General features: G+C 72.9%; 11 protein-coding genes. 4 read left to right on the top strand and 7 right to left on the bottom strand.

Annotation, left to right across the window (positions count from 1 at the left end; translation table 11 throughout):
- The first annotated feature begins 116 nt into the window (after positions 1–116).
- Positions 117–1,073: a TIGR03619 family F420-dependent LLM class oxidoreductase gene (locus ACQPY4_RS20030; RefSeq protein WP_433338543.1), complete on the top strand. Its 957-nt coding sequence runs from the start codon at positions 117–119 to the stop codon at positions 1,071–1,073.
- Between the two features lie 12 nt (positions 1,074–1,085).
- Here the strand turns inward: ACQPY4_RS20030 and ACQPY4_RS20025 are convergent, their stop codons facing one another.
- Positions 1,086–1,526: an Lrp/AsnC family transcriptional regulator gene (locus tag ACQPY4_RS20025; RefSeq protein ID WP_433338541.1), complete on the bottom strand. Its 441-nt coding sequence runs from the start codon at positions 1,524–1,526 to the stop codon at positions 1,086–1,088.
- A gap of 74 nt (positions 1,527–1,600) precedes the next feature.
- Complete coding sequence (locus ACQPY4_RS20020) at positions 1,601–2,644, bottom strand: LacI family DNA-binding transcriptional regulator (protein WP_433338539.1); 1,044 nt, start codon at positions 2,642–2,644, stop codon at positions 1,601–1,603.
- Positions 2,645–2,788: 144 nt separating this feature from the next.
- Between ACQPY4_RS20020 and ACQPY4_RS20015 the strand changes: the two genes are divergently transcribed.
- Positions 2,789–4,075: an ABC transporter ATP-binding protein gene (locus tag ACQPY4_RS20015; RefSeq protein WP_433338537.1), complete on the top strand. Its 1,287-nt coding sequence runs from the start codon at positions 2,789–2,791 to the stop codon at positions 4,073–4,075.
- A gap of 107 nt (positions 4,076–4,182) precedes the next feature.
- On the opposite strand, the gene ACQPY4_RS20010 is transcribed toward ACQPY4_RS20015, so the two are convergent.
- The 5 genes from ACQPY4_RS20010 to ACQPY4_RS19990 form a co-directional block, all read right to left on the bottom strand.
- Positions 4,183–5,097 carry a carbohydrate ABC transporter permease gene (locus tag ACQPY4_RS20010; protein ID WP_433338535.1) on the bottom strand — a complete coding sequence of 305 codons (915 nt, stop codon included), beginning with the start codon at positions 5,095–5,097 and terminating at the stop codon, positions 4,183–4,185.
- The gene (locus ACQPY4_RS20005; protein ID WP_433338533.1) at positions 5,094–6,488 is read right to left on the bottom strand and encodes an ABC transporter permease subunit; all 1,395 of its coding nucleotides are present in this window, start codon (positions 6,486–6,488) and stop codon (positions 5,094–5,096) included. The genes ACQPY4_RS20010 and ACQPY4_RS20005 overlap by 4 nt, the downstream gene beginning before the upstream one ends.
- A gap of 17 nt (positions 6,489–6,505) precedes the next feature.
- Entirely contained in the window at positions 6,506–7,822 is a 1,317-nt protein-coding gene (locus ACQPY4_RS20000) for an ABC transporter substrate-binding protein (RefSeq protein WP_433338531.1), read from the bottom strand.
- The gene (locus ACQPY4_RS19995; protein WP_433338529.1) at positions 7,819–9,057 is read right to left on the bottom strand and encodes an ABC transporter ATP-binding protein; all 1,239 of its coding nucleotides are present in this window, start codon (positions 9,055–9,057) and stop codon (positions 7,819–7,821) included. Before ACQPY4_RS19995 ends, ACQPY4_RS20000 begins: the two co-directional genes overlap by 4 nt.
- Positions 9,058–9,303: 246 nt before the next feature.
- On the bottom strand, positions 9,304–10,425 hold the full coding sequence (locus ACQPY4_RS19990) for a M24 family metallopeptidase (protein ID WP_433338527.1): 1,122 nt from the start codon (positions 10,423–10,425) through the stop codon (positions 9,304–9,306).
- A gap of 239 nt (positions 10,426–10,664) precedes the next feature.
- On the opposite strand from ACQPY4_RS19990, the gene ACQPY4_RS19985 reads away from it, so the two are divergent.
- On the top strand, positions 10,665–13,064 hold the full coding sequence (locus tag ACQPY4_RS19985; protein WP_433338525.1) for a SpoIIE family protein phosphatase: 2,400 nt from the start codon (positions 10,665–10,667) through the stop codon (positions 13,062–13,064).
- A 52-nt stretch (positions 13,065–13,116) separates the two neighbouring features.
- Complete coding sequence (locus tag ACQPY4_RS19980; protein WP_433338523.1) at positions 13,117–14,043, top strand: 5'-3' exonuclease; 927 nt, start codon at positions 13,117–13,119, stop codon at positions 14,041–14,043.
- The last annotated feature ends 324 nt before the right edge of the window (positions 14,044–14,367 follow it).

Here is a 14,367-nt window from a genome sequence, read left to right as displayed (position 1 = left end):
GGGACGATCCGGGTGATCCCTGACCAACTTCGCTCAGGGCGCGGGCCTTGACGCTGTAAGGTGCGGGCGGTGCGGGATAGGGTCACCGCATCATCGACGACAGAGGAGGAAACGCCGTGCTCATCGGGTTCGCCGTACCCGTGTCTGGGGGCTGGGCCACCCCGGCCAACCAGGTGCTGATCGCCGAGCAGGCCGAGCAGCTCGGCTACCACTCCATCTGGACGCTCCAGCGCCTGGTCAACCCGGCGGCCTCCGGCGACCCGACGTACCGCAACGTCCCCGACCCGCTGGTGACGCTGGCCTACCTGGCCGGGGTGACCAGCCGCGTGCGGCTGGGCGTGGCGATCGTCAACATGCCGTTCGTGCCGCCGCCGCTGCTGGCCAAGCAGGCCGCCACGCTCGACCACGTCTCGGGCGGGCGTCTCGACCTCGGGCTCGGCCTGGGCTGGATGCCCGAGGAGTTCGCCGCCAGCGGCGTGTCGATGCGCCGCCGCGGCGCCCGCGCCGAGGAGTACCTGGCGGCGCTGCGCACGCTCTGGCACGACGAGGTCAGCGAGTTCCACGGCGAGTTCTACGACATCCCGCCGGTGCGCTTCGACCCCAAGCCGCTGCAGTCGCCCGAGCCGCCGCTGCTGCTGGGCGGCACCTCCGAGCCCGCGCTGCGCCGCGCCGGGCGGCTGGCCTCGGGCTGGATCAGCTCCAGCCAGGCCGACCTGGCGCAGATCGGCCGCGCCATCGACATCGTCCGCGAGTCGGCCGAGAAGGCCGGGCGCGACTCCTCGCAGCTGCGCTTCGTGTGCCGGGGCGCGGTGCGGGTGCGGCTGGACGGCTCGGCCGGCGGCCCCGGTCAGCGCCGCCCGCTGACCGGCACCTACGACCAGATCCGCGGCGACTTCCAGATGCTGGAGGCACAGGGCGTCACCGAGCTGTTCATCGACCTGAACTTCGACCCCGACCTGACCGGCCCGGCGGCCGACCCCTGGGACACCATGTACCTGGCCCGCGAGGCCCTGCAGGCGTTCGCCCCCTACGACACCGGCGGCTTCCCCACCTCGGGCGCCGTCCCGCTGTAGGGGCCCTCCTCGTCACAGGGAGGGGCGGCGCCCCTCCCAGGGGGTGCTCAGCACGACGGTGGTGCGGGTGGCGACGTTGGCGGCGGCGCGGATCTTCTGCAGGAGGTCCTCCAGCTCGCCGGGGGCCGACACCCGCACCTTGAGGATGTAGTTCTCCTCGCCCGCCACCGAGTGGCACGCCTCGATCGCCGCCAGATGCGCCAGCCGCTCGGGCGCGTCGTCAGGCGCGGCGGGGTCGACGGGTTTGATCGAGATGAAGGCCGTCAGCGGCAGCCCGATCTCCTCGTGGTCGATCACGGCCGTGAAGCCCTTCAGCACGCCGCGCTTCTGCAGCCGCCGCACCCGCTGGTGCACGGCCGACACCGAAAGGCCGGTCTCCTTGGCCAGATCGGTGAAACTCATCCGGCCGTCGTCGGCCAGCAGCTCCATGATCTGACGATCGATCTCCTCCACGGCGGAAATCTAGCGTGTCCGCGGCCCCGGTGCAGGCCGAAGGACGATCACGTCCACCCTTCGGGACGGCGAGGTCAGGACGGGCGGCCCGCTCCCCGCGCGCCGCGCGGCCTGCCGCAGCTGCCCCGGATGATCAGCTCGGTCGCCAGCAGCAGCGGGCCGGTGGGGGCGCGGCGGCTGCGGGTGCGCATCAGCAGCTCGCAGGCGCGGTAGCCGATGTCGTGGCCGGGTCGGGCCACCGCGGTCAGCGGCGGGTCGCACAGCTCGGCCCAGGGGACGTCGTCGACCATCGCGATCGACACGTCCGCGGGGACCCTCAGGTCGAGCTCGCGGGCGACCAGGACGGCGGCCTCGCCGGGCAGGTGGCCCGCGGCCAGCACGGCGGTGACGTCGGGGCGGCCCTGCAGCAGCCCGGCGGCCGCGGCGTAGGCGCTGTCGCGCTCGGGGCGGGCGGTGACGACCAGGTCGTCGTCCACGGCGACGCCGAGCCCGGCCAGGGTGTCGCGGAACGCCCGCTCGCGCACCCCGGCGGGCGCGCCCGGCGCCGACGCGCCCAGGAACGCCACCCGCCGGTGGCCCAGGCCCGCCAGGTACTCGGTCAGGGCCCGCACCCCCGCGCGGTCGTCGGCCAGCACGGCGGGCACCTCGGGCAGGCCGGGCAGGACGCGGTCGGCGAACACCACTCCCGAGCCCGCGCCGGCGGCGGACCTCCAGGGGGCCTCCTCCCCCGAGGGCAGCGCGATGATCCCCTCGACGCGGCGGCCCAGCAGCGTGTCGACGATCCCGGCCTCGCGGACGGGGTCGTCCTGGGTCTCGTCGATCAGGATGGGCTCGCCGAGGCTGCGCGCGCACGCCAGCACCCCGGCCATCAGATCGGCGCAGAAGGGGTCGGTGACGTCGGGGACCACCAGCCCTATGCCCCCGCCGCGCCGGAGCTTCAGGCCGCGCCCCAGGGCGCTGGGACGGTAGTCCAGCTCGGCGGCGGCGGCCAGGACGCGCTCGCGGGTGGCGGGGCTGACCGCGCCGGTGCCGGAGAACACCCGCGAGACCGTCGCGATGCCCACCCCGGCGGCGGCCGCGACGTCCTTGATCGTCGCTGGTCGGCGGCTGGTTGCCACGGCGTCCTCCCCTGCGCAGGCGGTCGAAGGTCATCTTTCCACCCGACCGATTGGTTGGAAACGTTTCCATCATGTTTACTCCCTTCTTAAGACGAATGCCCAGATGGGCAGGGTGTATTGGAAACGTTTCCATCGGAGGCTGCGGTGGCCAAGATCGTGCTCAACGACGTCGACAAGGTGTACGCCGGCGGTGTCAAGGCCGTGGACGGGCTGAACCTGGAGATCCGCGACGGCGAGTTCATGGTGCTCGTCGGCCCGTCGGGCTGCGGCAAGTCGACGGCGCTGCGGATGATCGCGGGCCTGGAGGAGATCAGCGACGGCAAGATCTCCATCGGGGAGCAGGTCGTCAACGACCTGGCGCCCAAGGACCGCGACATCGCGATGGTGTTCCAGAACTACGCGCTCTACCCGCACATGTCGGTGGAGCAGAACCTGGCGTTCGGGCTCAAGCTGCGCGGGGTGTCCAAGGAGGAGCGCAAGGCCAAGGTGCTGGAGGCCGCCAAGATGCTCGGCCTTGAGCCCTACCTGTCGCGCAAGCCCGCCGCGCTGTCGGGCGGCCAGCGCCAGCGGGTGGCGATGGGGCGCGCGATCGTCCGCGAGCCGCAGGCGTTCCTGATGGACGAGCCGCTGTCGAACCTGGACGCCAAGCTGCGCGTGTCGATGCGCGCCTCGCTCAGCCAGCTGCACGAGCGGCTCGGCGTCACCACCGTCTACGTCACCCACGACCAGGTCGAGGCCATGACGCTGGGCACCCGGGTGTGCGTGCTACGCGAGGGCAAGCTGCAGCAGGTCGACACGCCGCAGCGGCTGTTCGACAACCCGGTGAACCTGTTCGTGGCGGGCTTCATCGGCTCGCCGTCGATGAACTTCGCCACCGCCGAGCTGACCCGCGGCGACGGCGGCACCCAGGTTTCGTTCGCCGGGTTCACCCTCCCGGTGCCCGACTCGGTGCTGCGCGACCGTCCGGGCCTGGACGGCTACGTCGGCCAGAAGATCATCCTGGGGATCCGGCCGTCGGACTTCGACGACTCCGCCCACGCCAAGCCCGAGTGGGCGCCGCTCCAGGTCACCAGCAGCGTCACCGAGGAGCTGGGCAGCGAGATCAACGTCATCTTCACCATCGACGCGCCGCCGGTCGAGCACAAGGACACCGCCGACCTGGCCGAGGACGCCGCCGAGGGCGAGGAGGCCGCGATCCCGCTGACCGACAACAAGGCGCTGTGGACCGCGCGCGTCAACGCCCGCTCGCACGTGCGTCCCGGCCAGGACATCGAGCTGGCCGTCGACACCACCCGGCTGCACTTCTTCGACCCGGCCAGCGGCCTGGCGATCGGCCACGCCGCCGCGGCCGCCGTCGACACCCCGGTCAGCACCGTCAAGGCGGGCCGGGACGACACCGTGATCACCAAGGCGGCCGGCAAGCCCGAGTGACGCCCGACCCGTGGTGAATGATCACACAGCGCGTCCCCGTGTCCACAGATTGTGAACAACCTGTGGACACGGGGACTCGGCCGTAGCTTTCCTCCGGGTCCGTCCCGCTATTTGACCGACCCGGCCAGGACGCCCTGCACGAAGTAGCGCTGGAAGGCGAAGAACACCGCCAGCGGGACGATCAGCGACAGGAACGCGCCCGGCGCGAGCACGTCGATGTTGCCGGTGAACTGCCGCATCTGCGACTGGAGCCACTTGGTCATCGGCTGCGACCCGGTGTCGGCGAACACCAGCGCCACCAGCAGGTCGTTCCACACCCACAGGAACTGGAAGATGCCCAGCGAGGCGATCGCGGGCCCGCCCAGCGGGAACACCACCCGCCGGAAGATCGTCCATTCCGAGCCGCCGTCCATCCGCGCGGCCTCCAGCAGGTCGCGCGGGATCGCGGCGAAGAAGTTGCGCAGCAGGAAGATCGCGAACGGCAGCCCGAACGCGACGTGGAACAGCACCACGCCGGTGACCGAGCCGAACATCTGGAACCCGCCGAACTCGATCTTGCCGTAGAGCTTGGCGACGGGCAGCAGCGCCACCTGCACCGGCACGACCAGCAGCGCCACCACCAGCAGGAACAGCCAGTCCCTTCCGGGGAACTCCAGCCAGGCGAACGCGTAGGCGGCCAGCGAGGCGATCACGACCACCAGCAGCGTCGACGGCACCGTGATCAGCACGGTGTTCCAGAAGGAGTCGACGAAGTCGGGCTTGTCCAGCAGCGCGGTGTAGGACTTGCCGGTCAGCTGCGCCGGGGTCGACAGCGCCTCCCACCAACCGCTGGCGTTGTTGTCCTCGTTGGAGCGCAGCGAGGCCACCAGCAGGCCGAACGTCGGCACCAGCCAGAACAGCGCCACGACGACCAGCAGGCCCTGGACCAGGCCGCCGCCCAGCCTGCCGACCAGCCGCGACGCCATGCTCCTGCGCGGCGCCCCGGCCGGACCGGCCTCCCGCGGCTCCTTCTCGGTGCTCATTTGCGCTCCTGCCGAAGTCGCCGGACGTTGAACAGCATGGCGGGCACGACCAGCAGGAACAGCAGCACCGCGATGGCGCTGCCGGCGCCCTGGTCGTTGCCGCCGCCGAACGCCTCGGTCCACATCCGCAGCGCCAGCACACCGGCGCCGGGTTCGCCGCCGCCGATGATGAAGACCAGGTCGAAGACCTTCAGGACGTTGATCACCAGCGTGACCAGCACGACGGCCAGGACGGGCGCCAGCAGCGGGATCGTCACCCGCCGGAACACCTGCCACTCGGTCGCGCCGTCCACGCGGGCCGCCTCCAGCGCGTCGCGCGGGATCGCGGCCAGCCCGGCCGCGATCAGCACCATCGCGAACCCGGACCACACCCACAGGTAGGACCCGATGATCGCGGGGGTGATCAGGGTGCCGCCCAGCCACTCCGCGCCCCGGTAGGAGGCGGTGAAGGTGCTCTCGGGCACCCGGACGGTGAACGACCCGGACGGCAGCTTCCGGATCGTGAAGGTTCCGTCGGGGCCGGTGGTGGCCTTGCCGACCACCTTGGTCCCCTGGAGCGCCTCGACCTTCACGCCGGGCAGCCCGGTCTCGCCCGCGTTGGGGGCGTTCTGCGTGCCGCCGCCGCCCTTGGTGAAGTCGAACCAGACCGTCCCGGTCAGCTCACCGGGGCCGGCGCGGGGCGGGGCCGCGGCGGGCCTGGCGTCCTTGGGCACGTTCTCGGCCTTGACCTTCAGCAGCGGGACGAGCGCGCTCTGCCCGGGAGCCACCGGCGAGCCCGACACCACGGCGGCGCCCTCGGCCTTGACGGGCGAGTTCGCGGTCGTGCGCGGCCCGGCGCCGGGGTAGACCTGGTCGCCGCCGCTGAAGGTGTCGTGGATGGCGACCATCGCGGCGTTGGCCACGCCCTTGTCGGGGTCCTGCTCGTAGACCAGCCGGAAGATCACGCCGGAGGCCAGGAACGAGATGGCCATCGGCATGAACACCACGAGCTTGAACATCGTCGCCCAGCGGACCCGCTCGGTCAGCACGGCGAACATCAGCCCGATGATGGTGACCAGCGTCGGCGCCACCACGACCCAGATCGCGGTGTTGCGCACCGCGACGAGGTTGTCGTGGCCCTTGAAGACCCCGGTGTAGTTGTCGATGCCGACGAACCCGTCGCCGGAGGCGTCGAAGAAGCTGCGGATCACCGAGTAGACGATCGGGTAGACCACCAGGAACCCGAGCAGCAGCAGCGCCGGGAGCAGGAACACCAGGGCCAGCCACGACGGAGGGGACAGCCCCTCGCCGCGCCCGCGTCCCGCCGGTGCGGTGACCGTCGCCGCCGTGTCGGTGGTGGCGGCGCCGCCGGCCTGGTCGGCCGGCGGCGCGCCGTCGTGCGGAGCCTTCATCCAGGACCCGTCCAGCCCTACTTGTAGGCCTTGGCGGCCTCGGCTTCGAGCCTGGCCTGCGTGCCCTTGACGTCGGACGGCTTCTGCACGAACCCGCGCAGCGCCTCCCACATGCCCTTGCCGGGCGTGCCGCCGAACGCGGCCGGGGCCAGGTCCGACAGGTCGTAGCGGGCCGCGTCGCCGGCCTTGTGCAGCTGCGCGATCAGCTCCTTGGCGACCGGGTCGGAGTAGGCCGAGGGCGCCACGTTCTTGTTCGGCGACAGGTAGCCGCCCAGCCCGGCCCAGACCTTGCCCGCCTCGGGCGAGGCCAGGAACTTCATCAGCTCCATCGGGCCCTTGCCGTCCTTGAGCGCGACGGCGACGTCGCCGCCGAGCATGGCGGGCGCGGTGTCGCCGGCCTTGGGGAACGGGAAGACCTTGGCGTCGGTGCCGACCTTGGACTTGGTGGTGGCGATGTTGGCGGCGGCGAAGTCGCCCCCGTACACCATCGCGGCCTTCTGCTGGCCGAACACCTCGGTCACCGACCCGTCGAACTTGGTCTTGGTGGCCTGGGCGAGGCCGCCGGAGATGAAGTCGGGCTTGCCCCAGATCTCGGCGAGCGTCGTCAGCGCCTTGGCGACCGTCGGGTCGGTCCACTTGATCTCGTGCTTGGCCAGCTTGTCGTAGTTCTCCGGCCCGGCCTGCGAGAGGTAGACGTTCTCGAACCAGTCGGTCAGCGTCCAGGAGTCCTGCGCCCCGGCGGCCAGCACGAACGGCGTGGTGCCGGAGTCCTGGAGCGTCCCGGCGGCCTTGACCAGGTCGGGCCAGGTCGCGGGCGGCTGGACGCCGGCGTCGGCGAACACCTGCGGCCGGTACCACAGGATCGACTTGTAGGCGGCCTTGATCAGCACGCCGTAGGTCTGGCCCTTGGCCGAGCCGAGCTCCTTCCAGTACGGGGAGAAGTTCTTGTCGACCTCGGAGACCACGTCGGCGGCCAGCGGCTTGAGCTGGCCCTTGCCCGCGTACTGCTGCATCAGGCCCGGCTGCGGCAGGATCGCCACGTCCGGCGGGTTCTTGGCCTCCAGCCTCGGGCCGAGGTAGGCGTCGGTGTTCTCGCCGGTGGAGGCGTACTGGACGGTGGCGCCGGTCTTCTTCTCGAACGCCTTGAGGACCTCGCGGAAGTTCTTCTCCTCCGGGCCGGTCCACTTGGCGGCGACCTCGACCTTGACGCCCTTGAGCGCTCCGCCGCCGGCCGCGCCGTCGTCCTTCTTCTCGTCGTCACCGCACGCGGCGGCGACGGACACGAGCAGGCCCGCCGCGACCGCGGCGGACAGCACTCGCCTGGTGACCCTCATCCCTGATCCTCCTGAGTGACGCTGGGCTGCGCGGCGCCGCCGGTTCCCCAGATCGCCGCGCCGCCGTCGATATCGAAGAAGTGCAGGCGCCCGGTGTCGACCTTCACCGTCACCGGGTCGCCGACCTTGACGCGCGTGCGTGGGCTCAGGCGCGCGACCAGGTCCGTGCGCGGCGCCTCCAGGGCGCCGAGCACGTCGGTGCCCGCGTCGCGGGCGAGCTCCTTGGTGTCCTCCGTGACGACTTGGGCGGCCTCGACCGCGAAGTGGACCAGCACGTCCGAGCCCATGGCCTCGACCAGGTCGGCGGTGGAGCGGAGGGTCGCGCCGTCCTCCGCCGTCGTCAGCTCGGCGTCCTCCATGTCCTCGGGACGGATCCCGACGACGACCTCGCGTCCCAGGTAGCCGCGCAGCGCGGGCCGCGCGGCCAGCACCTCGGGCGGGAGCGCGAGCGTCTGGCCGCCGACCGTCAGCCGCGGGTTCTCCGCGTCGTCGGCGAGCGCGCCCTTGAGCAGGTTCATCGCGGGTGAGCCGATGAAGCCGGCCACGAACAGGTTGGCGGGGCGGTCGTACAGCTCCTGCGGCGGCGCGACCTGCTGGAGCTCGCCCCGCTTCATCACCGCGACCCGGTCGCCGAGCGTCATGGCCTCGGTCTGGTCGTGGGTGACGTAGACGGTGGTGACGCCGAGGTCGCGCTGGATGCGGGCGATCTCGGCGCGCATCTGGACGCGCAGCTTGGCGTCCAGGTTCGACAGCGGCTCGTCCATCAGGAACGCCTGCGGCTCGCGGACGATCGCCCGTCCCATCGCCACCCGCTGGCGCTGGCCGCCCGACAGGTTGCGGGGCTTGCGGTTCAGGTGCTCGCCCAGGCCGAGGATCGCGGCGGCGCGGTCGACCTTCGCGCGGATCTCGGCCTTGGGGACCTTGCGCAGCGACAGCCCGAACCCGATGTTGTCGCGCACGCTCAGGTGCGGGTACAGCGCGTAGCTCTGGAAGACCATCGCGACGTCGCGGTCGCGGGCGGGGACGCGGTTGACCACGCGGCCCCCGATGGTGACCTCGCCCTCGGAGATGTCCTCCAGGCCGGCGACCATGCGCAGCGCGGTGGTCTTGCCGCACCCGGAGGGCCCGACCAGCACCAGGAACTCCCCGTCGGCGATGGCGAGGTTCAGGTCGGTCACGGCGCGGGTGCCGTCGGGGTACACCTTCCCGACGCTGCTCAGCGCGACCTCTGCCACGGCATCTCCTCTTTCTGCGCGCCCGGGGTCCGGCGGCCCTGCCCGCCGCACCCCGCTCTGGGCGACATGTGCCATTAATCCCAGCGGAACGGTGACAAGGTCGTACATGGTCGGGCCGCCGCCCTGCAATAGGACCACCGCGCACTGGGACGATTGGTGCGCAGATCGTTATGCACCGGTCCCGGACGCGGCGAGGGCGGGAGGACCAATCGGGTCCCCCCGCCCTCATGCCGTCCGACCTGCGGATCAATCGACGACGACCAGCTCCCTCGGGGTGGTGTTCATGCGCTCGTGACCGTCCCGCGTGCAGACCACGATGTCCTCGATCCGCGCCCCGTGCGCACCGGGGTAGATTCCGGGCTCGACCGAGAAGGCCATGCCGGGCTCCAGCGGCTCGGTGTTGCCCGCCACGATGTAGGGCTCCTCGTGGGTCTCGAGCCCGATCCCGTGCCCGGTGCGGTGGAAGAAGTGCTTCCCGTACCCGGCGGCGGCGATCAGGTCGCGTCCGGCGGCGTCGACCGCCTCGGGCGTCACGCCCGGCCGGACCGCCTCGCACGAGGCGTCCTGCGCGCGCCGCAGCACCTCGTAGTACTCCGCGTACTCCGGCGGCGGCTCGCCCACGCAGTAGTTGCGGGTGGAGTCCGAGCAGTAGCCGCTCGGCATCGTGCCGCCGATGTCGACCACGACCGGCTCGTGCGCCGCGATCACCCGGTCCGACAGCTCGGCGTGCGGGTTGGCGCCGTTGGGCCCCGATCCGACGATGACGAAGTCGACCGCGGTGTGCCCCTCGGCGATGATCGCGTCGGCGATGTCGCGGCCCACCTCCCGCTCGGTGCGGCCCGGCTTGAGGAACCCGGGGACGCGCCGGTGCACCCGGTCGATCGCCGCGCCCGCCTCGCGCAGCGCGGCGACCTCGGCCGCGCTCTTGCGCATCCGCAGCTCGCGCAGCACCGTCCCGGCGACGACCTGCTCGGCGTCCGGCATCGCCGCGCGGAACCGCAGCACCATCGCCGCCCACATCTGGTCGGCCAGGCCCACCCGGGACACCCCGCCGGGCAGCCGCCGCGCCACCAGCGCGAACGGGTCGTCGGTCTCGTCCCAGGGGACCAGCTCCAGGTCCAGGCCCCCGGCCGGGGACTCCTTCGCCGCGGGCAGCTCGAGCCGGGGCACCACCAGGAACGGCTCCCCCGACGCCGGCACCGCCAGGCAGGTCAGGCGCTCCAGCGGAAGCGCGTGGTAGCCGGTCACGTACCGCAGGTCGGGCCCGGGTGTCAGCAGCAGCGCGCCGATGCCCGCCCGCCGGGTCGCCTCGCGTACCGCCTCGAGCCGTTCTGGCGGATACAACGCCGTCGTCACATCCGTCTCCATCCAGTCATGGTGTTCCGTCATTGTCGCGGCCGGTCACCGAACGGGGCCCGGCGAACGGATTGCCCGCTTCCTCTGCCCTTGGTGACCTGGCCCTGTTACCGTCCGTACATGCACCGGTACGACCGCGCCCGCCTCGGATGCCTCCCCAGCATCGCAAGAACCGCGGCGCCCCGTCGCACCGGCCCGGCCCCCGCCCGCCCCCGGTTCACGCCGCACCGCCGCTGACCCCGGAGCCGTCGATGCAGCAGAGCCAGACCGTCGCCTTGGCCGCCACCGTCGAACGGCTGCGGCTGGAACTGGACGCGCAGCGCCGCGAGCTGCGCGCCCGCACCGTGATCGAACAGGCCAAGGGCCTGCTGGCCGAACGGCTCGGCTGCGGCGTCGAGACCGCCTACGACCATCTGCTGACCCTGGCCGCCGACGCCGCCGTCGACCCCGCCGTGGCCGCCGCGCTGCTGCTCGGCAGCGACGCCGACGCCCCGGCCGACGAGGCCACCCGCCCCGCCCCCGGCATCTTCGACCCCGCCGCCTACCTCGCCCCCGTCCCCGACCTTCCGGCGACGGCCTCTCCCGACGATCCGGACGAAGCGGAGCCGGCGGCGCGGCAGGGCGGGCTCGGGGACGCGGGCACGCTGCCCGCGCCGCTGGCGGCGGCCTGGCATCTGGCCGCGGCGGCGTTCGCCGAGGCACGCGGCGCCGACGAGCTGGCGCGCCGGGTCTGCGAGGAGGCCCTGGGGTGGCTGGGCGCGCGGGCGGTGCTGCTGACCGTCGTGGAGCCGGACGGCGCGCTGCGCGCCGCCGGGTCGCACGGCCTGCCCGCGCAGGTGGTGAGCGAGTGGTCGCGGATCCCGCCCTTCGAAGGCATCGGGCTGGCCCGCGCGGTGCGCGCGGCGCGTCCGCTGTGGTCGGCCGACCCGGGCGCGCTCGCGCTGGTCTCGGGCGAGGCCGGGCTGCGCGGGCCCTGCTCCTGCCTGCCCCTGGACGCCGGCGGCCGCGTGCTGGGCGCCGCCGAGATCTCCTGGTCGAGCCCGCCGGGCCCCGACGACGCCGCGCGCCGGTACGTCCTGGCGGTGCTCGCGGCGTGCGCGCGGCGGCTGGCCGAGCTGGTCCCGGCCGCCTCGCCGACCGAGGCGCCGTGGCTGCGGGCCGTGCTGGACGCCATCCAGGCGCCCAGCGCGCTGATGTCGCCGATCCGCGACGCGTCCGGCGCGGTCGTCGACTTCCACGTCGACGCCGTCAACTCCGACGCCACCGACCTGCCGGGGCACCGTCCCGAGGAGCTGGTCGGGGTCCGCCTGCTGGAGAACTACCCGGGCCTTGCGGTGTCGGGGCTGTTCGACGACTACGTGCGGGTGCTGGAGACCGGCGTCCCGCTGCGGGCCGCGCCGCGCGACTACGCCAGCGTGTCCGGCGGACGGGTGGTGCCCGCCACGCTCAGCGTCCGGGCGTGCCGGGTCGGCGGCGGGCTGCTGGCCAGCTGGCAGTTCCACGACGACTCCACCGACCTGGCCGCGCAGCTCGTCCAGGCCCAGCGGCTGGGCAACCTCGGCTGGTCGCGCTGGAACCTGGTCACCGGCGAGATCCGCTGGTCCGAGCAGCTCTACACCATCTTCGACCGGTCCCCCGCCGCCGGTCCGCTGCCGCTGGAGAGCCTGGCCGACCACGTCGTCCCCGGCGACCTGCCGCAGGCCGAACATCTGATGCGGACCCTGCTGGGCCGCCGCGAGCCCGCCGACCTGCACCTGCGCGTCAACGCCGGCGGCGGCGTCCGCCATCTGCGGGTCATGGCCGAGCCGATCCTCGACTCGGCGGGCGACCCCATCGCGCTGCACACCGTGTTCCAGGACGTCAGCCAGCGCCGCCGCTCGGACGAGATGCTCGCCGAGACCCGCCAGCAGCTCAAGCGCGAGCGGCGCCGCATCGCCGAGGAGCGCCACATCGCCGTCGAGCTGCAGCGCGCGATCCTGCCGCTGCCGCGCGGCCCCCGAGAGCTGCCGGGCCTGCGCGCTGCCGTCCGGTACCTGCCCGCGCAGCGGCAGACCCGGGTCGGCGGCGACTGGTACGAGGCGACGGCGCTGTCGGACGACGAGGTGTTCCTGGCCATCGGCGACGTGTCCGGCCACGGGCTGGCCGCGGCGGCCGCGATGGCCCGCATGCGCAACGCGCTCAGCGGCCTGGCCTGCACGGGAGCGCCGCCCGACGCGCTGCTGACCTGGCTGAACCGGCTGGTGCTGAGCCGCCACCGGTCGCTGACGGCCAGCGCGATCGCCGCCCGGTTCCGTCCGGCGACGCGGATGCTGACCTGGGCCCAGGCCGGGCACCCGCCGCCGGTGCTGCTGCGCGACGGCAAGGCCGAGATGCTCGACGCCCCCGAGGGCGTCCTGCTCGGCGCGCTGGACGAACCGCGCCTGGAGGCGGCCACGACCCGGCTTGAGCCCGGCGACCTGCTGCTGTTCTACACCGACGGCCTGGTCGAGCGCCGCGACCGCGACCTGTCGGAGGGGTTCCGGCTGCTGCGCGAGACCGTCCAAGGCCGTCCCGGCGCCGATCCCGACGCCGTCATCGACCATGTCCTGACGACGCTGGGCGCCGCCAACCCCAACGACGACACCTGCCTGCTGGCCGTGCACGTGCTGTGACACGCGGGCCGGTCAGGGCGCGATGTCGGCGGGTCGTGGCACGATGTGGCGCATGAGCGGGCTGATGCTGCTGGACACGCCGTCGTTGTACTTCCGTGCCTTCTTCGGCGTGCCCGAGTCGGTGAAGGCGCCCGACGGGACGCCGGTCAACGCCGTGCGCGGCCTGATCGACATGATCGCGCGACTGGTGTCGGACCGGTCCCCCGAGCGGCTGGTGTGCTGCATGGACGCCGACTGGCGCCCGGCGTTCCGGGTCGAGGCGCTGCCGTCGTACAAGGCGCACCGCGTCGCCGACGACGGCGGCGACCAGACCCCCGACCCGCTGTCGGCCCAGCTCCCGATCATCGACGCGGTGCTGGCGGCGTTCGGCCTGCCGGTGGCGGGCGTGGCGGGCTACGAGGCCGACGACGTCATCGGCACCCTGGCGGTGCGCGGCGCCGAGCACGGCCCGGTCGACGTCGTCACCGGCGACCGCGACCTGTTCCAGCTGGTCGACGACGCGCGCGGCCCGGTCAAGATCCTCTACACCGCCCGCGGCATCCGCAACCTCCAGATCATGGGAGAGAAGGAGGTGTCCGACAAGTACGGCATCCCGGGGCGGGGTTACGGCGACTACGCCACCCTGCGCGGCGACCCCAGCGACGGCCTGCCCGGCGTCCCCGGGGTGGGCGACAAGACCGCCGCCGCGCTGGTGACGCGCTTCGGGTCCCTGGAGGGCATCCTGGCCGCCCTCGACGCCGGAACCACCGACGGCTTCCCCGCCGGTGCGCGCCGCCGCATGTCCGAGGCCCGCGACTACCTGACCGCCGCCGAGACCGTCGTGCGAGTGGTGACCGACATCGACGACCCCGTCCTGGCCGGTCTCGACGACCGTCTCCCGTCCACCCCGAAGGACCCGGCGGCGCTGGTCGAGCTGGCCGACCGGTGGAACCTGTCCAGCCCCGTCAACCGCCTCCTCAACGCGCTGGCGCCGTCCTGACCGGCCGCTCTGTGTCAAGTGACGCAGACAGGCCGTGCCGCGCAGAGCAGCATCGTCCTCGGTGACGGGGTTCGCTGTAAGCGTGGACATCACGCGAGTTCCCTCCCCGCCGTGCCCCGAGCGCACCGGCGGGCGCCCGACCGAGCCGGTACCCACGGCCATGGGACTCACCGCCCCACTCCCCCCATCGCCCCCGGGTACCGGCTCACCACCCCGCCCCTCCCCCACCCCGCAAGCGGCGGCGCGGGGCGGCATGGAGCGTCCGGGCCGAGCGACACCACCCACAGCTCGCCAACAATCGGACGACACCGCCCCACCGCGAAC

Origin of the sequence: Spirillospora sp. CA-294931 (assembly GCF_050946795.1) — a bacterium.
GTDB lineage: Bacteria > Actinomycetota > Actinomycetes > Streptosporangiales > Streptosporangiaceae > Spirillospora.
Note: the sequence above shows the minus strand (reverse complement) of the source record. Positions and strands in the feature narration are given on the sequence as shown.

Coding starts and splice junctions, on each gene's coding strand:
- ACQPY4_RS19980 (WP_433338523.1), top strand. CDS start 13,117: ATGAGCGGGCTGATGCTGCTGGACACGCCGTCGTTGTACTTCCGTGCC.
- ACQPY4_RS19990 (WP_433338527.1), bottom strand. CDS start 10,425: ATGGAGACGGATGTGACGACGGCGTTGTATCCGCCAGAACGGCTCGAG.
- ACQPY4_RS20005 (WP_433338533.1), bottom strand. CDS start 6,488: ATGAAGGCTCCGCACGACGGCGCGCCGCCGGCCGACCAGGCCGGCGGC.
- ACQPY4_RS20010 (WP_433338535.1), bottom strand. CDS start 5,097: ATGAGCACCGAGAAGGAGCCGCGGGAGGCCGGTCCGGCCGGGGCGCCG.
- ACQPY4_RS20000 (WP_433338531.1), bottom strand. CDS start 7,822: ATGAGGGTCACCAGGCGAGTGCTGTCCGCCGCGGTCGCGGCGGGCCTG.
- ACQPY4_RS19985 (WP_433338525.1), top strand. CDS start 10,665: ATGCAGCAGAGCCAGACCGTCGCCTTGGCCGCCACCGTCGAACGGCTG.